General features: G+C 75.9%; 18 protein-coding genes. 11 read left to right on the top strand and 7 right to left on the bottom strand.

Annotated elements, in window-relative coordinates:
- Positions 1-11: 11 nt before the first annotated feature.
- On the bottom strand, positions 12-1,598 hold the full coding sequence (locus ABD899_RS16435) for a DEAD/DEAH box helicase (protein WP_425474986.1): 1,587 nt from the start codon (positions 1,596-1,598) through the stop codon (positions 12-14).
- 176 nt (positions 1,599-1,774) lie between these two features.
- Between ABD899_RS16435 and ABD899_RS16430 the strand changes: the two genes are divergently transcribed.
- The gene (locus ABD899_RS16430) at positions 1,775-2,443 is read left to right on the top strand and encodes a ferritin-like fold-containing protein (protein WP_345207971.1); all 669 of its coding nucleotides are present in this window, start codon (positions 1,775-1,777) and stop codon (positions 2,441-2,443) included.
- Positions 2,444-2,512: 69 nt separating this feature from the next.
- On the opposite strand, the gene ABD899_RS16425 is transcribed toward ABD899_RS16430, so the two are convergent.
- From ABD899_RS16425 to ABD899_RS16415, 3 genes are all read right to left on the bottom strand, one after another.
- Positions 2,513-2,782: a GlsB/YeaQ/YmgE family stress response membrane protein gene (locus ABD899_RS16425; RefSeq protein WP_345207969.1), complete on the bottom strand. Its 270-nt coding sequence runs from the start codon at positions 2,780-2,782 to the stop codon at positions 2,513-2,515.
- Positions 2,783-2,970: 188 nt separating this feature from the next.
- On the bottom strand, positions 2,971-3,192 hold the full coding sequence (locus ABD899_RS16420) for a DUF3107 domain-containing protein (protein ID WP_345207966.1): 222 nt from the start codon (positions 3,190-3,192) through the stop codon (positions 2,971-2,973).
- 121 nt (positions 3,193-3,313) lie between these two features.
- Positions 3,314-3,934 (bottom strand): TetR/AcrR family transcriptional regulator, encoded by a 621-nt coding sequence (locus ABD899_RS16415; protein ID WP_345207964.1) that lies wholly within the window; start codon positions 3,932-3,934, stop codon positions 3,314-3,316.
- Positions 3,935-4,027: 93 nt separating this feature from the next.
- Between ABD899_RS16415 and moeB the strand changes: the two genes are divergently transcribed.
- The 3 genes from moeB to ABD899_RS16400 all read left to right on the top strand — a co-directional run bounded on the left by moeB (position 4,028) and on the right by ABD899_RS16400 (position 11,712).
- Complete coding sequence (moeB, locus tag ABD899_RS16410; protein WP_345207962.1) at positions 4,028-5,227, top strand: molybdopterin-synthase adenylyltransferase MoeB; 1,200 nt, start codon at positions 4,028-4,030, stop codon at positions 5,225-5,227.
- 93 nt (positions 5,228-5,320) lie between these two features.
- Positions 5,321-8,413, top strand: coding sequence for an ATP-dependent helicase (locus ABD899_RS16405; RefSeq protein WP_345207960.1), 3,093 nt, complete (start codon positions 5,321-5,323; stop codon positions 8,411-8,413).
- The gene (locus ABD899_RS16400; RefSeq protein WP_345207958.1) at positions 8,410-11,712 is read left to right on the top strand and encodes an ATP-dependent helicase; all 3,303 of its coding nucleotides are present in this window, start codon (positions 8,410-8,412) and stop codon (positions 11,710-11,712) included. Before ABD899_RS16405 ends, ABD899_RS16400 begins: the two co-directional genes overlap by 4 nt.
- Here ABD899_RS16400 and ABD899_RS16395 read toward each other — a convergent pair.
- Positions 11,678-13,060 carry a phosphotransferase gene (locus ABD899_RS16395; RefSeq protein ID WP_345207956.1) on the bottom strand — a complete coding sequence of 461 codons (1,383 nt, stop codon included), beginning with the start codon at positions 13,058-13,060 and terminating at the stop codon, positions 11,678-11,680. The genes ABD899_RS16400 and ABD899_RS16395 overlap by 35 nt on opposite strands.
- Positions 13,061-13,101: 41 nt before the next feature.
- On the opposite strand from ABD899_RS16395, the gene nudC reads away from it, so the two are divergent.
- Positions 13,102-14,037: an NAD(+) diphosphatase gene (nudC, locus tag ABD899_RS16390; protein ID WP_345207954.1), complete on the top strand. Its 936-nt coding sequence runs from the start codon at positions 13,102-13,104 to the stop codon at positions 14,035-14,037.
- Positions 14,038-14,061: 24 nt separating this feature from the next.
- Here nudC and ABD899_RS16385 read toward each other — a convergent pair whose 3' ends face one another.
- On the bottom strand, positions 14,062-14,331 hold the full coding sequence (locus ABD899_RS16385; protein ID WP_345207952.1) for a mycoredoxin: 270 nt from the start codon (positions 14,329-14,331) through the stop codon (positions 14,062-14,064).
- 201 nt (positions 14,332-14,532) lie between these two features.
- On the opposite strand from ABD899_RS16385, the gene ABD899_RS16380 reads away from it, so the two are divergent.
- The 4 genes from ABD899_RS16380 to ABD899_RS16365 all read left to right on the top strand — a co-directional run bounded on the left by ABD899_RS16380 (position 14,533) and on the right by ABD899_RS16365 (position 17,798).
- Complete coding sequence (locus ABD899_RS16380) at positions 14,533-16,653, top strand: ATP-dependent DNA helicase UvrD2 (RefSeq protein WP_345207950.1); 2,121 nt, start codon at positions 14,533-14,535, stop codon at positions 16,651-16,653.
- Positions 16,654-16,830: 177 nt separating this feature from the next.
- Positions 16,831-17,061 (top strand): hypothetical protein, encoded by a 231-nt coding sequence (locus tag ABD899_RS16375; RefSeq protein ID WP_345207948.1) that lies wholly within the window; start codon positions 16,831-16,833, stop codon positions 17,059-17,061.
- Between the two features lie 152 nt (positions 17,062-17,213).
- Positions 17,214-17,621, top strand: coding sequence for a WhiB family transcriptional regulator (locus ABD899_RS16370; protein ID WP_425474985.1), 408 nt, complete (start codon positions 17,214-17,216; stop codon positions 17,619-17,621).
- A gap of 45 nt (positions 17,622-17,666) precedes the next feature.
- Positions 17,667-17,798: a hypothetical protein gene (locus ABD899_RS16365; protein WP_345207946.1), complete on the top strand. Its 132-nt coding sequence runs from the start codon at positions 17,667-17,669 to the stop codon at positions 17,796-17,798.
- An 80-nt stretch (positions 17,799-17,878) separates the two neighbouring features.
- Here the strand turns inward: ABD899_RS16365 and ABD899_RS16360 are convergent, their stop codons facing one another.
- Positions 17,879-18,628 carry an SDR family oxidoreductase gene (locus tag ABD899_RS16360; RefSeq protein WP_345207944.1) on the bottom strand — a complete coding sequence of 250 codons (750 nt, stop codon included), beginning with the start codon at positions 18,626-18,628 and terminating at the stop codon, positions 17,879-17,881.
- Positions 18,629-18,707: 79 nt separating this feature from the next.
- Here ABD899_RS16360 and ABD899_RS16355 point away from each other — a divergent pair, with 79 nt between their 5' ends.
- Both ABD899_RS16355 and ABD899_RS16350 read left to right on the top strand, forming a co-directional pair.
- On the top strand, positions 18,708-19,280 hold the full coding sequence (locus tag ABD899_RS16355; RefSeq protein ID WP_345207942.1) for an HhH-GPD-type base excision DNA repair protein: 573 nt from the start codon (positions 18,708-18,710) through the stop codon (positions 19,278-19,280).
- 2 nt (positions 19,281-19,282) lie between these two features.
- The gene (locus tag ABD899_RS16350) at positions 19,283-19,525 is read left to right on the top strand and encodes a hypothetical protein (protein WP_345207940.1); all 243 of its coding nucleotides are present in this window, start codon (positions 19,283-19,285) and stop codon (positions 19,523-19,525) included.
- The last annotated feature ends 3 nt before the right edge of the window (positions 19,526-19,528 follow it).

The following is a 19,528-nucleotide window of genomic DNA, read 5'->3' as shown; positions in this document are numbered from 1 at the left end:
AGCCGGGTCGGTCAGCCCGAGGACTCGCCCGCGGGTCGGCCGCCGCGGGTGCGGCGACGGGTGCGGCCGCGTGCGGGCCGGTCGGCGCCGCCCTCGGGGCGGGTCGCTCCGCTGCCCTCGCGGGACTCACCCCGCGCGTCGCGCGACTCGCCGCGACCGCCCGCCCGACCCCCGGGACGGGCTCCGGCGCGACCGCGGCCCCCCGGCCCGGACCCGCCCGCACCGGCCGCCGACCCGCGACGCCCGGCACCCTTGCCGGTCTCGCCGAGGTCCTCGAGCACCTCGGCGTCCAGGCCCTCCCGCGTCTGCCGGGACCGGGGCAGGCGTCCCTTGGTGCCCGCGGGGATGTCGAGGTCGGAGAACAGGTGCGCACTCGAGGAGTACGTCTCGAGCGGCTCGGGGATGCCGAGGTCGAGGACCTTGTTGATCATCGCCCAGCGGTGCAGGTCGTCCCAGTCGACGAAGGTGACCGCGATGCCGGTGTTGCCGGCGCGGGCGGTGCGCCCGATGCGGTGCAGGTAGGTCTTCTCGTCCTCGGGGCACTGGTAGTTGATGACGTGCGTGACGTTCTCGACGTCGATGCCGCGCGCGGCGACGTCGGTGGCGACGAGGATGTCGACCTTGCCGTTGCGGAAGGCCCGCAGCGCCTGCTCGCGGGCGCCCTGGCCGAGGTCGCCGTGGATGGCCGCCGCGGCGAACCCACGGTCGGCGAGCTCGTCGGCGACCTTGGCCGCGGTGCGCTTCGTGCGGCTGAAGATGATGGTCAGCCCCCGGTCCGTGGCCTGGAGCATCCGGGCGAGCATCTCGACCTTGTCCATCGCGTGGGCGCGGTAGACGAACTGCTCGACGGCCTTGACCGTGTGCGCGTTCTCCTGGTCGTCGCCCATGGCGCGGATGTGGGTCGGCTGGCTCATGTACCGGCGGGCGAGCGCGACGACGGCGCCCGGCATCGTCGCCGAGAACAGCATCGTCTGGCGGGCGGCCGGGGTGAGGGACAGCAGCCGCTCGACGTCGGGGAGGAAGCCGAGGTCGAGCATCTCGTCGGCCTCGTCGAGCACGACGATGCGCGCGTGCCCGAGGTCGAGGTGGCCCTGCTTCGCGAGGTCGATGAGGCGCCCGGGGGTGCCGACGACGACCTCGACGCCCCGCTGCAGCGCCTCGACCTGCGGCTCGTAGGCGCGCCCGCCGTAGACGGTGAGCACCCGGATGCCGCGCTTCCTCCCGGCCCGCTCGAGGTCGCTCGCGACCTGCACGGCGAGCTCGCGGGTCGGTGCCACCGCGAGCGCCTGCGGCTTCCCCGGGGCCGCCAGCGTCTCGAAGGCCTCGTCGCGCGGGGAGACGACCCGGTTGAGGATCGGGATGCCGAAGCCGAGGGTCTTGCCCGTGCCGGTCTTGGCCTGTCCGATGATGTCGTGCCCGGAGAGCGCGACCGGCAGGGTCATCGCCTGGATCGGGAAGGGGCTCGTGATGTCGTGCTCGGCGAGCGCGGCGACGATGTCGGGGTGGATCGGGAAGTCGGAGAAGGAGGGGGCCGCCGCGACCGTGGGGGAGGCGGCGTCGGCCCCGTCGGTCGTGGGGGTGTCGGTGACGTCGGTCAAGTCGGTCTCTTCCGGTCGGCCGGCGCGGGCGCGCCGGCGCAGGGGCTGCGGGCCGATCGGAGGTCTTCGGGGGGGGCGGGCCGCGCCGGGACACCGGGCGTCCGCCACGTCAAGCTGCTCTGCGTGCCGACCGGGCACCGTGGACGCTCGCCACTCTACCGTTAGGCTCCGAGGACATGGAGCACACGCCGACCGGGGACCCCGCCTACCACGCCGCCGTCGTGGACCTCCTGGGCGTCCTCGCCTACGGGGAGCTCACGGCCTTCATCCGGATGGCGGTCGACTCCGACCTCGCCCCGACCCTGTCGCTCAAGTCGGCGATGGCCGGCCTCGCGCACGCCGAGTACGTCCAGTACACCCAGCTCGTCGAGCACATGCGGGCGCGTGGCATCGACCCCGAGGCGGCCATGGCGCCGTTCGTCGTGCCGTTCGCGTCCTACCACGAGCGCACCCGGCCCCGCGGCTGGATCGAGGGGCTCGTCAAGGCCTTCGTCGGCGACGGCATCGCGAAGGACTTCTACCGCGAGATGAGCGCCTTCGTCGACGACGACACCCGCGCCGTCATGGGCCACGCCCTCGACGACGCCGGCCAGGCCGACTTCGTCGTCGGGGTCGTGCGCGACACCCTCAAGACCGACCGCACCGCGGCCGGGCGCCTCGCGCTGTGGGGGCGCCGGCTGCTCGGCGAGGCGCTGTCCCAGGCGCAGGCGGTGGCGGTCGAGCGCGACGCGATGTCGGCGCTGCTCGTCGGCGGTGGTGTCGACCTCGCCGAGGTGGGTCAGATGTTCACCCGGCTCACCGACAACCACCAGAAGCGGATGGCCCTCATGGGCCTGTCCGCCTGAGCGACCCCACACCGGACACGGTGCGGCCCCCGCCCGGACGGACGGGGGCCGCACCGGCGTGCGCTGGGGTCAGACCTGCTTCCTGCCCGTGATCGACCCGTAGGCGACGACGAGCAGCGCTGCGGCCGCGATCGAGATGAACCAGCGGATCCAGTCGATGCCGCTGGTGTCGCCGCCACCGACGAGTCCCCACAGCCAGTAGCCGATGAGCGCGCCGAGGATGCCGAGGATGACGGTGATGACCGCGCTGATGTTCTGCTTGCCGGGCAGCACCAGACGCGCGAGGACGCCGATGACGGCACCGAAGATGATCGTGCCGATGATCTCGCCGATGTCCATGGGGTCGAGCTCCTTCCGAAGGTCAGGCGGACCTGACGTGCGGTCCGACACCGCGGCGGGTGCCGCGCGTGACACCCGTTTCGACCGGGTGCGTCCAGAATGTATTCCCGTCGGGGCCGCGGATGGGGGATGCCGACCGACCGACGTCGCGTCGGCCGGTCAGACTGCGCAGGATGCCGGGCCCGTCGTCAGGGCGTGAAACCGACGCGGCCCTTCTCGGAGTCCCCGACCTGGACCCAGCCGATGACCCCGGCCGGGACGAAGACCGACCGGCCGCGGGTGTCGGTGAGGCGGAGCACCCCCCCGTCGGCGAGGGCCTTCTCGACCGCCGCGTTGACCTCTGCGGTGGGGGACTCGGTCTCGACCGTCAGCTCGCGGGCGACGTTCTGGACGCCGATGGTGACCTCCACGGGTGCACACCTTTCGTCGGGGCGGGTGCGGTCGGGCCGCACCCCTTCGGCTCAGGCTAACCCGAGCGTCCCGGACGGCATTCCGGCATCCGCCACGAGCGAACAGCGCGCGGTTGGGCCGTCAGCCGTCGATCTTGGGGAACGAGCCGAGACCGCGCCACGCGAGGGTGCTGATCATCGCCGCCGCCTCGCCCTCGGGCACCTCGCCGCCCTGGGCCAGCCAGTGCCGGGCCGCGACCTGGGCCATGCCGGCGAGGGCGGAGCCGAGCAGGAGGGCGCGTTCGTCGTCGACGCCGGTGTCCTCCGCGATGACCTCGGCGATGGCCTCCGCGCAGCTCATCTCGACGCCGTCGAGCCGGGCGCGCACCTGCGGCACGCTCGTGAGGTCGGACTCGAAGACCATCCGGAAGGCCGCCCCCTCGCGGGTCACGAACTCGAAGTACGCGGCGACGGTGCGCTCGACGCGCAGCTCGTTGTCGCCCCCGACCTCGAGCGCGGCGCGCACGAGCGACTCGAGGGTGTCGCAGTGCTTGTCGAGCAGGGCGAGGTAGAGGTCGAGCTTGCCGGGGAAGTGCTGGTAGAGCACGGGTTTGGAGACACCGGCCCGGTCGGCGATCTCGTCCATCGCGGCGGCGTGGTAGCCGGACTGGACGAAGACGGCCTGGGCGGCCTCGAGCAGCTGGGCGCGGCGCTCGCTGCGCGGCATCCGCTGACCGCGGGGGGGAGTGTGCGTCGTCGTCATGGGTGTCCTTCGGGCCGGCGTCAGGCCAGCATCCTACGGACGGGTGTCACCCGGGACCCGCAGGTGGGGACGGCCGGTTGTTATCGTCGCGCCATGGCACGTCCGCCGCTGGTGCCACCGGGTCCCGACCTCACCGCGCAGGAGCGCACGCGCTACGCCCGGCACCTCCTCCTGCCCGACCTCGGCGTCGACGGCCAGCGGCGGCTGCGGGCCGCCCGGGTGCTCGTCGTCGGGGCCGGTGGGCTCGGCTCGCCCGCGCTGCTCTACCTCGCCGCCGCCGGGGTGGGCACGATCGGCGTCGTCGACGACGACGTCGTCGACGTGACGAACCTCCAGCGCCAGGTCGTCCACGGCGTCGCCGACGTCGGCCGGCCCAAGACCGGGTCCGCCGCCGACGCCGTGCACGCGATCAGCCCGTCGACCGAGGTCGTGCAGCACACCGCGCGCCTCGACGCCTCGACGGCGCTGTCCGTCGTCGCCGACTACGACCTCGTCCTCGACGGGGCCGACAACTTCCCCACCCGCTACCTCGTCGGCGACGCCTGCGCCCGCCTCGGCGTGCCGCACGTGTGGGGCTCGGTGTTCCGCTTCGACGGCCAGGCCAGCGTGTGGTGGGCGGGCGAGGGGCCCTGCTACGCGTGCGTGTTCCCGCGCCAGCCCCCGCCGGACGCCGTGCCGTCCTGCGCGGTCGGCGGCGTCCTCGGCGCGGTGTGCGCGAGCATCGGCGCGGTCATGGCCACCGAGGCGGTCAAGCTCGTCACGGGCGCCGGTGAGCCGCTCGTCGGACGGCTGCTCGTCCACGACGCGCTGCGCCAGACGTGGGATGCCGTGCCCGTCGCCGCCGACCCCGGATGCCGGGTCTGCGGGTCGGGCGCGGACGCCACGCGGCCGCTCGGCTGGGCGACGACGCCCGCCGTCACCGAGGGCGCGCCGGGGGCGGGAGGCGACGACCCGGCATCCGTCCGCCCGGCCGTCGGGGTCGAGGACCTGCGCGTGCTGCTCGAGGACGGCGCGCTCGACGGCTCGCGCGGGCTGCTCCTCGACGTGCGCGAGGCGGGGGAGCGCGAGATCGTGACCATCCCCGGGGCCGTCTGGCTCACGATGGGCGACCTTCGGGCGGGGGCGCCGGTGCCCGTGCCCGACGGGGGGCGGGTCTACGTCCACTGCAAGACCGGGGCCCGCTCGGCGGAGGCGGTCGACCTGCTCCGGGCGCGGGGGGTCGACGCGGTGAACGTCGAGGGCGGCGTGCTCGCCTGGGTCCGTGACGTCGACCCGCACCTGCCGACGTACTGACGCCGCCTCGGAGGCCGGGCGGACGGGGGCCGACCCGCGCGACCGCCGTGCCCGCTCCCGGCCGGTGTCGGTGCGTCGTGGTGGAATCCGGGGGTGCTCGTCCTCCGCCGTCCCGTCGTCGCCGCGGCCACCGCGCCGTCGCTCGACGCTGCGCAGCGGGCCGCCGTCGCCGCCGGCGGGCCGGTGGTGCGGGTGCTCGGCGCTCCCGGCACCGGCAAGAGCACCGTGGCCGTCGAGCGGGTCGTGCGGGCCGTGGGCGACGGGGTGGCGGCCGACGCGTGCCTCCTGCTGGCCCCGACCCGGGTCGCCGCGGCCAGGCTGCGCGACGCCGTCACGGCCCGGCTCGGGGGCACGACGACCACCCCGCTCGCCCGCTCGCACCAGTCCTTCGGCTTCGGCGTGCTCCGCGAGGCCGCCGCGCTCGCCGGGGAGCCGGCGCCGCGGCTGCTCAGCGGCCCCGAGCAGGACGTCATCCTGCGCGAGCTGCTCGCCGGGCACGCCGGGGGCGCGAGCCCCGCCCCGCCGTGGCCGGCATCGCTCGAGCCCGCGCTGGCCACGCGCGGCTTCCGGGCCGAGCTGCGCGACCTGCTCATGCGCGCCGTCGAGCTCGGACTCGAGCCGGGCGACCTCGCCGCCCTCGGCACCGCCCACGACCGCCCGGAGTGGGTGGCGGGGGCCGCGGTGCTGCGCGAGTACGACGAGGTCACCGCGCTCTCGGCGGCGGGGGCCTACGACCCGGCGTGGGTGCTCACCGCCGCGGCCGACCTCCTCGACGACGACCCCGACGCCCTCGACCGGCTGCGCGCCGCGCTGCGCCTCGTCGTCGTCGACGACGCCCAGGAGCTCACCCCGTCGGCCCGCCGGCTGCTGGCCACCGTCGCCGGCGACGGTGCCGTGCCGCTCGTCCTCGTCGGCGACCCCGACGCCGCCACCCAGACCTTCCGGGGGGCCGACCCACGGCTGTTCTCCGACGCGTGGCCGACCGCGCGCACCCTCGTCCTCGACCGCGGCCACCGCTGCGGGGGCGAGGTGGCGGTGGCGGCCACCCGGGTCGTCGGGCACATCGGTGTCGTCGGGACCCCGGCCCACCGCGAGCCCACCCCCCGACCGGGTGGGCCGGGGTCCGTCGAGGCGCACCTCCTGCGCACCGTCGCCCAGGAGGCCGCGTTCGTCGCCGGGGTGCTGCGCGAGGCCCACCTGCTCGAGGGCACGCCGTGGTCGCGGATGGCGGTCGTCGTGCGCGGTGGGGCGCGCACGGCCACGCTGCGCCGGGTGCTGCGTGGCGCCGGGGTCCCCGTCGACACCGCGGCGGCCGAGCTGCCGGTGCGTGACGAGGCGGCCGTGCGCCCCTTCCTCGCGCTCCTGCGCTGTGCCCTCGACGTCGTCGCGGGGGCCGAGCAGCTCGACCCCGGCGTCGTCGTCGACGTGCTCGGGTCGCCGGTCGGGGGCGCGGATGCCGTCGGGCTGCGACGGCTGCGCCGGTCGCTGCGCCGCGTCGAGCTCGACGCCGGGGGCGGACGCCCGAGCGACGTCCTGCTCGCCGAGGCGGTGCTCGCGCCGTTCTCCCTCGGGCGGATCGGCCCGGAGGCGGCTCCGGCCCGCCGGGTCCACCGCGTGCTCGCCGCCGCCGTCGACGCGCTCCGCGACGGCGCGGGTGCCGAGGAGGTGCTGTGGGCGATGTGGACCGCGTCCCGGCTGGCCGGGCCGTGGCGCGACACCGCCCTGGCCGGCGGCCCCGCGGGCGGACGGGCCGACCGCGACCTCGACGCCGTGCTGGGGCTGTTCGACGCGGCCGCCCGCTTCACCGACCGGCTCCCGGCATCCGGTCCGGTCGACTTCCTCGAGCACGTGCTCGGCCAGGACGTCGCCGGCGACACCCTCGTCGCGCGGGCCCCCGCGGGCGAGTCGGTCGCGCTGCTCACCCCGGCGGCGGCCGCGGGCCTCGGGTGGGACCTCGTCGTCGTCGCCGGGGTCCAGGACGGGGTGTGGCCAGACCTGCGCCTGCGCGGCTCGGTCCTCGGCTCGAGCGAGCTCGTCGACGTCGTCACGGGTCGACCCACCGAGCCCCGGGCCGCCCGCGCCCAGGTCCGCCACGACGAGACCAGGCTGTTCCACGTCGCCGTGACCCGGGCCTCCCGGCGGCTCGTCGTCACCGCCGTGCGCAGCGAGGACGAGCAGCCCTCCCCGTACCTCGACGTCGTCGACCCCCGGTCCGAGGCCCGCCCCTTCACCGACGTCCCTCGCCCGTTCACCCTCGCCGGCCTCGTCGCCGAGCTGCGGCGCTCCCTGCTCGACCCCGAGCCGGCCACCCGCGGCGCGGCCGTCACGACCCTCGCCCGGCTCGCCCGCGAGGGGGTGCCCGGGGCCGACCCCGCTCAGTGGTGGGCGCTGCGCGGCGTCAGCGACGACCGCCCGCGGCGCGAGCCCGGCGCCCCCGTGCGGGTCTCGCCGTCGGCCATCGACCCCTTCGCCCGCTGCGGCCTGCAGTGGGTGCTGCGGGCCAGCGGCGGCGACGGCCCCTCGATGGGCGCCCAGGACATCGGCACCCTCGTCCACGAGCTGGCCCACGAGCTCGGCGACACCGACGCCGCGACCTACGCCGCCGAGCTCGAGCGCCGGTGGGGGCGCCTCGGCCTGGCGCCGGGGTGGCTCTCGCGGCGCGACCTGTCCCTCGCGACCCGGATGACCGAGCGCCTCGTCCGGTACACGGGCGAGGCCCCCGCGGAGGGGTGGCGCCGAGCCGCGTCCGAGGAGCGCCTGCGAGTGGCCCTCGGGCGGGCCGTCGTGAGCGGCACCGTCGACCGCGTCGAGGTCGGACCGGGCGGGCAGGTCCGCGTCGTCGACCTCAAGACGGGCAGCACCAAGCCGACCCGCGACGAGGTGCGCCGCCACGGCCAGCTCGGCGCCTACCAGCTCGCCGTCGAGGCCGGGGCGTTCGCCCGGCACGGCGAGCGGGCGGGCGGGGCCGCGCTCCTGCAGCTCGGCAGGGCGGCCACGACGACGACGACCCTGCAGGCCCAGGTGCCCCTCGCCGACGACGACGACCCGCACTGGGCGCACGAGCTGCTCGCGGGCACCGCCGACGCCATGGCGGCCGCGACGTTCAGCGCGACCCCGGGCAGCCACTGCGGCACCTGCCAGGTCAAGGACTCGTGCCCGGCGCTGCCCGAAGGGCGGCGGCTGTGACCACCTCCACGACGTCGGGGGTGGCCACCGGCATCCGGTGGTCCGCGGTCGAGCTCGCGCGGGCCCTCGGCCAGCCCCACGCACCGACGCCGGAGCAGGCCGAGGTCATCGAGGCCCCCCTGCGCCCGCTCCTCGTCGTTGCGGGAGCCGGCTCGGGCAAGACCGAGACGATGGCGGCCCGCGTCGTCTGGCTCGTCGCCAACGGGCTCGTGCGCCCCGACGAGGTGCTCGGTCTCACCTTCACCCGCAAGGCGGCCGGCGAGCTCGCCGAGCGGCTCGCGGCCCGGCTGGCCACCCTGCGCGAGACCGGGCTGTGGACGCCGGACGACGACGACGGCGCTGCCGTGCTCGACGACGTGCCCACCGTCTCGACCTACCACGCGTACGCCGGCCGGATCGTGCGCGAGCACGGGCTGCGGCTCGGCGTCGAGCCCGAGAGCCGGCTGCTCACCGAGGCCGCGGCGTGGCAGGTGGCGCACGAGGCCGTCGTGTCGTGGGACGGGCCGATGGACGGCGTCGACAAGGCCGAGTCGACCGTGACGACCGCCGTCGTCGACCTCGCCGGCGAGATGGCCGAGCACCTCGTCGACGCCGACGCCCTCGCGGCCCACCTCGACGAGGTCTGCGCGGCGCTCGACGCCGTGCCGAAGGGGGAGGGCACGCGCAAGCGCGCCAACCCGATGCGTGCGGTCGCGAGCGTGCTCCGGGAGCGGGCCGCGGTCGTGCCGCTCGTGCGCCGCTACGCCGAGCTCAAGCGGTCGCGCGACGCCCTGGACTTCGCCGACCAGATGGCGCTCGCGGCCCGCATCGCCACGACCGTCCCGCAGGTCGGCGCGGCCGAGCGGGGTCGCTTCAGGGCCGTGCTCCTCGACGAGTTCCAGGACACCTCGGAGGCCCAGCTGCAGCTGCTGCGCGCGCTGTTCGTCGCGGCCGACGAGCCGGTGCCGGTCACGGCCGTCGGCGACCCCCACCAGTCCATCTACGGGTGGCGCGGCGCCTCGTCGACGACCCTCGACCGCTTCCGCACCGACTTCCACGACGACGCGGGCCCGGCCCGGGTGCTGCACCTGTCGACGAGCTGGCGCAACGACCGGGCGGTGCTCGACGCGGCGAACGTCGTCGCGGGCCCGCTCACGGCGACGAGCCGGGTCGCCGTGCGTCCGCTCGCCGTGCGCGAGGACGCCGGCCCGGGCCACGTCGCCGTCGCACGCCTCACGACGACCGAGGCCGAGGCACGCCACGTCGCGCGGTGGGTGCGGGCCCGGCTCGAGCGCCCCGGCCGGCGCACCGCGGCCGTGCTGTGCCGCCGGCGCTCGCAGTTCTCCCCCGTCGTCGACGCCCTCGAGGCCGAGGGCGTGCCCTACGAGGTCGTCGGCCTCGGTGGCCTGCTCCACATGCCCGAGGTCGCCGACCTCGTGGCCCTCCTCCACGTCGTCCAGGACCCGACCCGGGGCGACCGGCTCATGCGGCTGCTCACCGGCCCGTCGTGCCGGCTCGGTGCCGCCGACCTCGACGGCCTCGGCGCCTGGGCGCGCACCCGGCAGCGCCCGGGCGGGCGGGCCCGCGGCGCCGACCTCGCCCCGGACGCCAGTGAGCGGGCGAGCGTCGTCGAGGCGCTCGACGACCTGCCTCCCGCCGGCTGGGTCGGCGACGACGGCGAGCGGCTCGGCCCGGTGGCCCTCGAGCGGCTGAGCGGTCTCGGCGCCACGGTCCGGCGCCTGCGGGCGCTCACCGGCCTCGGGCTCGCCGAGCTCGTCGCCGAGGCCGAGGTCGCCCTCGGGCTCGACATCGAGGTGCTCGCCCGCCCGGGGTGGACCCCCGGCGCGGCCCGGGCCCACCTCGACGCGTTCGCCGACGTCGCGGCGACCTTCTCGGCGAGCGCCGACCGGCCGACGCTCGGCGGCTTCCTCGCGTGGCTCGAGGCCGCCGTCGACGAGGAGCGCGGCCTCGACCTCGGATGGGTCGAGACGCGGACCGACGCCGTCCAGGTCATGACCGTGCACGCGGCCAAGGGCCTGGAGTGGGACGTCGTCGCCGTGCCCGGGCTCGTGGAGTCCTGCTTCCCGGCCCACTCGGCCACCCAGGGCAAGGTCGTCGCAGACGCCTGGGGTCATGCCGAGCCGAGCGACAAGGGGTGGCTCGTCGGGCTCGCCTCGCTCCCGTACGACCTGCGCGGGGATGCCGCGGGCCTGCCCCGCTTCCGCTGGGATGCCGACCTCGACTGGGACACCGCGGCCGAGGCGCTCGAGCGGTTCACCTCGGCGGTCGCCGACCACGGCATCACCGAGGAACGGCGCCTCGCCTACGTCGCCCTGACCCGTGCCCGGCTCGACCTGCTGCTCACCGCGCACGTCTGGGGCGCGGCGACGACGCCGCGGGTCACCTCACGCTTCCTGGACGAGCTGCGCGACAGCGCGCTGCCCCTCGCCCGGGGCCCGTGGGACGACCTGCCGCCCACCGACGACCCGAAGCCCCAGAACCCCCGCACCGCGCGGGCGGTCAGCGTGCTGTGGCCGACCGATGACCACGTCGAGCGACGCGGCCTGCTGCTCGGGCCCGCACAGGCGGTCGCCGACGCGGTCGCCGACGGGAGCCCACCGGATCCCGGCGCGCCCGCCACGCCGTGGGACGCCGAGGTGGCGATGCTGCTCGGGGAGCGGGCCCGCCGCCGGGCGGGGGGAGACGTCCCCGTCGAGCTCCCGCCGCACCTGTCGACCTCCGCGCTCGTCTCGCTCGCCGAGGACCCCGATCGGTTCACCCTCGACCTGCGGCGTCCGATGCCGTCGCCTCCGGCCCCGGCCGCCCGCCGGGGCACGGCGTTCCACGCCTGGGTCGAGGAGCACTACGCCCGGGCCGCCATCGTCGACGTCGACGAGCTGCCCGGGTCCGCCGACGACGGGGCGGGGGACGACGACCTCGCGGCCCTGCGGGCCGCGTTCACGACGAGCGAGTGGGCCGACCGCACCCCGGTCGAGGTGGAGACGAGCGTCGAGACCGTCGTCGACGGCATCGCGGTCCGGGGACGGATCGACGCCGTCTTCGAGGAGCCCACCCCCGACGGCGAGCCGGGATGGGTCGTCGTCGACTGGAAGACCGGCGCCCCGGCGTCGGGGGCGCGGGCGGTGGCGCGCGCCCTGCAGCTCGGCGCCTACCGGCTCGCGTGGGCGCGGGTCCGGGGGGTGCCCGAGGAGCGGGTTCGGGGCGCGTTCTTCCACGCGGCCACGGGTGAGACGGTGTGGCCCGAGCTGCCCGGCGCCGACGAGATCACTCGGGTGCTGCGCGCCGCTCGCCCGGGGTGACCTCGTCCTCGGCGTGCTCGATCTCGAGCCACGCCGGGACCTCGCGGTCGGTGTCACCGGGTGAGCCGCCGACGTCCTCCGGCTCCGCATCCGGGTCCGCGTCGTCCGCCGGCCGCTCGGGGTCCGCGTCGGCGTCTGGCTCCGCCTGGTCGGCCGGCCGCTCGGGGTCCGCGTCGGCGTCCGGCTTCGCTCGGTCGGCCCGCCGCTCGGGGTCCGGCTCCGCCTGGTCGGCCGGCCTCTCGGGTTCCGCGTCGGCGTCCGGCTCCGCGTGGTCCGCCCCGCGCCCGGCATCCGGCTCGGCGCCACCCACTTCCGGCAGCTCCTCCTCGTCATCGTCGTCGACGAGGGCCGGCGGGCGGGTCGTGCGGCGCGCGACACCGACGGGGGCGAGCGAGGTGCGGCGGTAGTCGTCCGGCTGCTCGTCCGCGTGGACGGCGTCGTCGAGGCGGCGCAGCTGGGTCGTCAGCACCTCGACCACCCCGGCGTCCTTGCGCGTCAGGGCCGCCATGAGCGTCGCGAGGAGACCGAGCTCGGCGACGAGGCGGGCGCGCACGAGCAGGTTGGGGTCGGGGCGCTCGACCCGGGCGTGGGCATACGCCTCGAGGACGGTCTCGACCGCCTCGGGACGGCCATCGGCGACGAGCGCCGCGAAGTCGTCGGCCGGGTCGGCGACCTTGGCGTCCTCCCACCCCGTCATCGCCCGGATGCGGCCCGTCGAGGCGTCGGAGTCGTCGGTGAACACAGCGAGCACCTGGTCACCCGTGAGGTCGCCGTGGGTGGGGGTGGGCGCGAACCGCCACAGGCTGACGTCCTCGAGCGCGGTCTCCCACCGGGTGAGCAGCGTCGTCGGGACCCGCCCGCTCTCGGCGGCCCGGTCGAGCTCGGCGAGCCGGCGGCTGCGGTAGGCGTCGGCGTCGTAGCTCGGCAGGCCGGCCTCCTCGAAGACCGCGGGGTCGGTGTTGTGGAGGGCGGCGATCGCGCGCCCCAGCTCCGCCGCGATGCCCGGGCCCGGCGGCAGCTCGGCGAAGTCGAGGTGGAGTCCCGGCAGGTACGGGTAGACCGCGGCGCGGCCGCCCTCGGCGAGGGCGACGAACCCCTTGGGCGCGGGCACCGCGAACGGGAGCCGGCGGCCGAGGAGCCCGAGGAGCGGGACGGTGCGGTCCATCTCGGCACCGGCGACGTCGGTGCGCGGGGCCCGCACGACCCAGCGGCGGTGCTCGCCGTCCTGGACGAACGCGACGTCGAACGACTGCTCCGGGGTGCTCGGGAGGGCCTCGACGCTCACCGGGTCGAGCCCGGGGACCGCCGCGCTGGCGAGGGCGGCGAGGAAGGCGGGGCTGCGGTCCACGTGCCCACGGTAGGCCGTGCGCCCCCCATAGGCTGGGAAGCGTGCCCCGAGCCGACCGAATCCTTCCCGGCCTGCCCCCGGGCCGGGCCCTCCTCGACCGCCGCGGGGACCTGCGGGCCGACCCCGGCCTGCTGCCCCGGCTGCTGCGCGACCCGGGCACCCGGGTCCTGCGCCTCGCCGGCGACCGGGCCCCGGTCGAGCACGCCGGCCCCGGCCGCGCCCGCCTCGTGCTCGGCGCCGCGGACGACGCCGATGCGGCTCGCCTCGCCCTCTACCTCGGGGAGGCCGGCGGCACGGCGTACGTCGGGGTCGTCGTGGCCGACGCACCGGCCCCGGACGAGGACGACCCGGGCTGGCGCACGCTGCGGCAGGTCGGGGCCGACCTCGACCCGCTGGGCGCGGAGGTCCTCACGACGACGCTCGCGCTCGCGAACTGGCACGCGACGCACACGCACTGCCCGCGCTGCGGCGCCCCGACCGAGCCGAGCCTCGGCGGCTGGATCCGGCGTTGTGCCGTCGACGGCAGCGAGCACTACCCGCGCACCGACATGGCCGTCATCGTCGCCGTCGTCGACGCCGACGACCGGCTGCTCCTCGCGCGCGGGCGCGGGTTCCGACCGGGAGGGATGTCGGTGCTCGCCGGGTTCGTCGAACCCGGCGAGCCGCTCGCCGCGGCGGTCGTGCGGGAGGTGGAGGAGGAGAGCGGGGTGCGGGTCACCGACGTCACGTACCTCGGCGACCAGCCGTGGCCGTTCCCGGCCTCGCTCATGATCGGCTTCACCGCGCGGGCCGAGACGACCGAGCTGCGGTTGCAGGAGGACGAGATCGAGGACGCGCGCTGGTTCAGCCGCGACGAGCTCGTGGGCGCCGTCGAGGCCGGCTCGGTCCACCTCCCGGGTCGGCTGTCGATCGCGCGCAAGCTCGTCGAGCACTGGTTCGGTGGCCCGGTCGACGCCCCCGAGGTGCCGCTGCGGTGACCCCGAGCGACGCCGAGGCCGGCGTCAGGCGAGCCGCTCGCGGACCTGCGCGATCGTCGGGTTCGTCGCGGCCGAGCCGTCGGGGAAGAGCAGGGTCGGGACGGTCTGGTTGCCGCCGTTGACCGACATGACGAAGCGCGCGGTGTCGGGCTCGTGCTCGATGTCGACCTCGGTGAAGCCGATGCCCTCGCGCTGCAGCTGCGACTTGAGGCGGCGGCAGTAACCGCACCACGTCGTCGTGAACATCGTGACGGTGCCCGGCTCGGGCAGGGTCCGGGTCGACGTGTCGGGCATGCAGGGCTCCTCGGGCGGGGTCGTGGGTGCGGCGGCTCGGTGGTGGTGAACGCGCCGGGACCGCTGATCCTTCCCGGGTCGTGCCACGGGCGGCGGGCCCTCGACGCGGTGGGCCCTCGACGCGGTGGGCCCTCGACGCCGTCCCCAGGGCCGGCCCGGGTCGGTGCCGTGCCGTCGGTGACCCCACCTAGGATCGAGCCGATGACGAGCCTGCCCGTGCACCCCGGCGCCGACGCGGTCCTCGACGCGCTCGACCCCGAGCAGCGCGAGGTCGCGCAGCACCCGAGCGGCCCGATGTGCGTGCTTGCCGGGGCCGGCACCGGCAAGACCCGCGCCATCACCCACCGCATCGCCTACGGCGTGCTCTCCGGCGTCCACCAGCCGCAGCGGGTGCTCGCCGTGACGTTCACGGCGCGCGCGGCCGGCGAGATGCGCACCCGACTGCGCGACCTGGGTGTCGGGGGGGTCCAGGCGCGCACCTTCCATGCGGCCGCGCTGCGCCAGCTCCACTACTTCTGGCCCCAGGCCGTCGGGGGAGCCTCACCCGAGGTCATGCCGCACAAGGCCAGTGCGGTCGCCGAGGCGGGGGCGCGCCTGCGCCTGCGCCTCGACGGCCCCGCCGTGCGCGACCTCGCGGCCGAGATCGAGTGGTCGAAGGTGTCGCTGCTCACCCCCGACTCCTACCCCGCGGCTGCCGCCGCCCAGCGCCGTGAGCCGCCCGCGGGGCTCGACCCCACGGCGATGGCGCGGCTCGTCTCCGCCTACGAGGACGTCAAGACCGAGCGGGGGGCCATCGACTTCGAGGACGTCCTGCTCCTCATGGTCGGCATCCTGAGCGAGCACGAGGAGGTCGCACGGGCGGTGCGCAGCCAGTACCGCCACTTCGTCGTCGACGAGTACCAGGACGTCAACCGGCTGCAGCAGTCCCTCCTCGACCTGTGGCTCGGCGAGCGGCGCGACATCTGCGTCGTCGGCGACCCCGCGCAGACGATCTACTCCTTCACCGGGGCCTCCCCCGAGCACCTGCTGTCCTTCCGCACCCGGCATCCCGATGCCCGCACCGTCGAGCTCGTGCGCAACTACCGCTCGACCCCGCAGGTCGTCGGCCTCGCGAACCTCGTCCTGCGCGGTCCGGGTGGCCAGCGCCGCTCCGGCTCGGTCGAGCTGCGGGCCCAGCGGCCCGACGGCCCGCCGCCGGAGCTCGTCGTCGCCGACAACGACCCCGAGGAGGCCGCGGCCGTCGCCACCCGCATCACGGCCCTGCTCGACGCGGGTCACCCGCCCTCCGAGATCGCCGTGCTCTTCCGGACCAACGGGCAGAGCGAGTCCTTCGAGTCCGCGCTCGCCGAGCGCGGCATCCCCTACCTCGTCCGGGGCGGTGAACGCTTCTTCTCGCGCAAGGAGGTCCGCGACGCGATCGTCCTCCTGCGCGGGTCCGCACGCTCCGACGACGGGTCGGTCCCGCTGCCCGACCTCGCCCGTGACGTCCTCCTCGGGGCGGGCTGGAGCCGGAAGGCGCCGACGGCTGGCGGTGCCGCACGTGAGCGCTGGGAGTCGCTCTCGGCCCTCGCCGCTCTCGCCGACGACCTCCACGCACTCGACCCGGAGGCGCAGATGCCGGCGCTCGTGCGTGAGCTCGACGAGCGGGCCGCCGCGAGCCACGCACCGACGGTCCAGGGCGTCACCCTCGCGTCGTTCCACGCTGCGAAGGGCCTGGAGTGGGACACCGTCTTCCTCGCCGGCTGCTCCGACGGACTGCTGCCCATCACGATGGCCGACACCCCCGAGGCCGTCGAGGAGGAGCGAAGGCTCCTCTACGTCGGCGTGACCCGGGCCCGGGAGCGGCTCGTCCTGTCGTACGCCGCCGCCCGCACCCCCGGCGCGAGGGCCACGCGGCGGCCGTCGCGGTTCCTCGACGGCACCGCCGCGGTGCTCGGGGACGCCGCGCGGGCGCAGACCCGACGCCGGTCGGCCCCCGGCTCGGGGCGTGGGGGACGGCCGGCGGCGCGGTCGACGTGCCGCAGCTGCGGTACCGGCCTGGGGACGGCTCGTGAGCGCACGATCGGCCGCTGTGCCGCCTGCCCGCCCACGTTGGACGAGCGGCTCTTCGAGGCCCTTCGCGAGTGGCGGCTCGAGACCGCGCGGGAGGCCGACGTGCCGGCGTTCGTCGTCTTCACCGACGCCACCCTCACGGCCATCGCCGAGCAGCTCCCGGCCGACGTGGCGGCCCTGTCGAGGATCACGGGCGTCGGACCGGCCAAGCTGGAACGTCACGGAGCCGCCGTCCTCGAGGTTCTCCGACAATTTTCAGACGGTGGATAGCGTTGTGGGGCAGCGGTTCTCGTGGATCCTGGGTAGGCCCCCGCCACATTCTCCGTTTAATTCCGTTGCCACCCGCCACGCGCCTCCCCTAACCTGATCGGCATACCTCGTGTGCCCCTGTCGGGCGCGCGGACGGACCGAGACACGGTGAGGAGGTTGGCCCTGATGGAGACGACGATGACCACGGACCTGGCGATGACCGCTGTCCGCGAGACCTGCGAGCGTCCCTGGCGCGGCGCCGACACCACTCACGCAGGCACCGGCCGGGCCGTCCAGGGGCGCACTGTGCCCTTCGCCGGGTCCACCCGTTGTGACGTCCTCGTGACGGACGTCCGTCCCGCCGGCGTCGTCGGCGCCACCCCGATCACGGGAGTCGTGTATCCACGCCTCGAGGCACCACCTGTCTGACACCACGACAGGTCACCTCGAGGCCGCGGATCCCGACACCGGGATCCGCGGCCTTTCTCGTACCCGACGCAGGCCGCACCGCACCCGCACCGCACCGCACCCGCACCGCACCGCATCCGTACCGACCGAGACGACACCCGAGGCCGACGCCCATGACCACCACTGTTGAGCGGACCGACACCGACCGCCCACCGAGTACCCCGCGCCCCACCCGGCGCACCGAGAAGACCGAGCGCCCGACCGGGCGCGACGACCGAGGAGGTGACCACCCGATGCAGCTGACCGAGCTCCTCGACCTGCACGAGGCGTCCACGACGACCCGCGAGGGCATCCCGTGCCGCGAGAACGACGCCGAGCTGTGGTTCGCCGACACCCCGCAGGGTGTCGAGTTCGCCAAGGCCCTGTGCGGGACGTGCCCGGCGCGCGCCGCGTGCCTCTCGGGTGCCCTCGGACGTGGGGAGCCCTGGGGGGTCTGGGGCGGCGAGCTCTTCGTCCAGGGCGTCATCGTCGCCCGCAAGCGTCCGCGGGGCCGTCCCCGCAAGACCGAGGTCGCGGCGTAGCGCGGCCCATCCATCGAGAACCAGTGACCACCAAGGAGATCCGAGATGTACAGCAGGCGAATGCAGCGCATCCGTCGCACCGCGCACCAGCGCCGCGTCCACGAGGCGCAGCGTCAGGTGCAGGTCGCGGCCGAGCGCGAGCAGATGCGGGCCATCATCCACGCGCACGCGCGATGAGCCCGGCGTGAGGCCCGAGCGCGCCGCCCCCGACGAAGCGTCGGGGCGGCGCGCTCGGGCGGCTCACGCGCTCGGTCGGCTCACCAGGCGCAGAACCCCCCGTCGACGAGCAGGTCGGTGCCGGTGACGAACGAGGCCCGGTCGCCGAGCAGGAACACGACCGGTTCGGCGACCTCCTCGACCTGGGCCAGCCGCCCGAGCGGCGTCTGGGCGGCGAAGCCGGCGTTCACCTCCGGGGGGTTGCGCCGCGTCATGGCGGTGAGCGTGTACCCCGGGCTGAGCGAGTTGACCCGGATGCCGAGCGGGGCCCACTCGACCGCGAGCGCCTTGCTGAGGTGGATCACCCCGGCCTTGGCGGCGCTGTAGGCCGCGTGGGTCACACCCCGGTTGACGATGTGACCCGACATCGAGGCGATGTTGACGATGGAGCCGCCGAGCCGGCCCATGGCGTCGTGCTCGGCCTGGCACGCGTACATGACGCCGTCGAGGTCGACGTCGACGACCCGGTTCCACTCCGAGGCGCTCATCCCCGCCGACTCGACGAGACCGTCGACGCCCGCGCAGTTGACCGCGTACGACACCCGCCCGAGGTCTCGAGCCCCGGCGACGGCGTCACGCACGGCGGCCTGGTCGCGCACGTCGACCCCGACGCCCCGCGAGGCCACCCCCGCGGCTCGGCATGCCGCATCGAAGCCGTCGAGGTCGGCGTCGGGCGTGTCGAGGCACACGACGGCCACCCCTCGGGCCGCGATCGCCTCCACGACGGCGAGGCCGATGCCCCGGGCTCCTCCGGTGACCACGGCCACCCGCCCTGCGATGAGCTCGTCCACGTGGTCCTCCTGCTCGCCGCCGTCGCGCCCGCACCTCGCAGGGTAGGGGCCCGGCCACGTGCGATGGCTACCCTGAGTCATGGTCTCGCTGACGATCGCCCAGGACCCCACGGCCGACCGCGTCCTCTCCGAGGACCCCTTCGCCCTCCTCGTCGGCATGCTGCTCGACCAGCAGTTCCCCATGGAGCGCGCGTTCGCCGGTCCGGCGAAGGTCCTCGAGCGGTTCGGGACCCTCGAGCCGGCTGCCGTGGCCGGGGCCGACCCCGAGGCGTTCGCCGACCTGTGCGCGACGCCGCCCGCGGTCCACCGCTACGGGCGCTCGATGGCGGGACGGATCCAGGCCCTCGCGGCCGTCGTGCGCGACGGCTACGGCGGTGATGCCGCGGCGATCTGGCGTGACGCCGCCACCGGGGCCGAGCTCGTCGCCCGACTGCGGGCGCTACCGGGCTTCGGCGAGCAGAAGGCGAGGATCTTCGCGGCCCTGCTCGGCAAGCAGCTCGGCGTACGCCCACCGGGCTGGCAGGAGGCGTGCGGCGCCTACGCCGACAGCGGGTCGTTCCGCTCGGTGGCCGACGTCGTCGACGCGGACTCGCTCCAGAAGGTCCGCGACTTCAAGAAGGCCGCGAAGGCCGCGGCCAGGGCCGGGAGCTGACGGTGTCGGACGGGGGCAAGGACCGCGAGCCCGGTGCCGGGCCGGACGCCACGGCATCCGATGCCGGCCGTGACGTCGTGTGTGCGACGTGCGGTGCCGCTCCGGGCGACGAGGACGCCCTCGCCCTCGCGCGCATCACGTGGACGCGGGGGGTCGAGAACGGGCGCGACACGTGGACGTGCGACACGTGCAGCCGCCGGCACCTGCGCAGCATCGAGGGGAAGCTCGACTCGGCCTGGTGGTGACCG

Origin of the sequence: Fodinibacter luteus (genome assembly GCF_039541575.1) — a bacterium.
Classification (GTDB): domain Bacteria; phylum Actinomycetota; class Actinomycetes; order Actinomycetales; family Dermatophilaceae; genus Fodinibacter; species Fodinibacter luteus.
The sequence above is the reverse complement of the archived record's forward strand: the minus strand, read 5'-3'. Positions and strand labels throughout refer to the sequence as shown.

Excerpts from the sequence above, each read along its gene's own strand:
- ABD899_RS16365 (WP_345207946.1), top strand. The coding sequence starts at position 17,667 with ATGTACAGCAGGCGAATGCAGCGCATCCGTCGCACCGCGCACCAGCGC.
- ABD899_RS16415 (WP_345207964.1), bottom strand. The coding sequence starts at position 3,934 with ATGACGACGACGCACACTCCCCCCCGCGGTCAGCGGATGCCGCGCAGC.
- ABD899_RS16370 (WP_425474985.1), top strand. The coding sequence starts at position 17,214 with ATGACCACCACTGTTGAGCGGACCGACACCGACCGCCCACCGAGTACC.
- ABD899_RS16425 (WP_345207969.1), bottom strand. The coding sequence starts at position 2,782 with ATGGACATCGGCGAGATCATCGGCACGATCATCTTCGGTGCCGTCATC.
- ABD899_RS16430 (WP_345207971.1), top strand. The coding sequence starts at position 1,775 with ATGGAGCACACGCCGACCGGGGACCCCGCCTACCACGCCGCCGTCGTG.
- ABD899_RS16385 (WP_345207952.1), bottom strand. The coding sequence starts at position 14,331 with ATGCCCGACACGTCGACCCGGACCCTGCCCGAGCCGGGCACCGTCACG.
- ABD899_RS16355 (WP_345207942.1), top strand. The coding sequence starts at position 18,708 with ATGGTCTCGCTGACGATCGCCCAGGACCCCACGGCCGACCGCGTCCTC.
- ABD899_RS16375 (WP_345207948.1), top strand. The coding sequence starts at position 16,831 with ATGACCACGGACCTGGCGATGACCGCTGTCCGCGAGACCTGCGAGCGT.
- ABD899_RS16380 (WP_345207950.1), top strand. The coding sequence starts at position 14,533 with ATGACGAGCCTGCCCGTGCACCCCGGCGCCGACGCGGTCCTCGACGCG.
- moeB (WP_345207962.1), top strand. The coding sequence starts at position 4,028 with ATGGCACGTCCGCCGCTGGTGCCACCGGGTCCCGACCTCACCGCGCAG.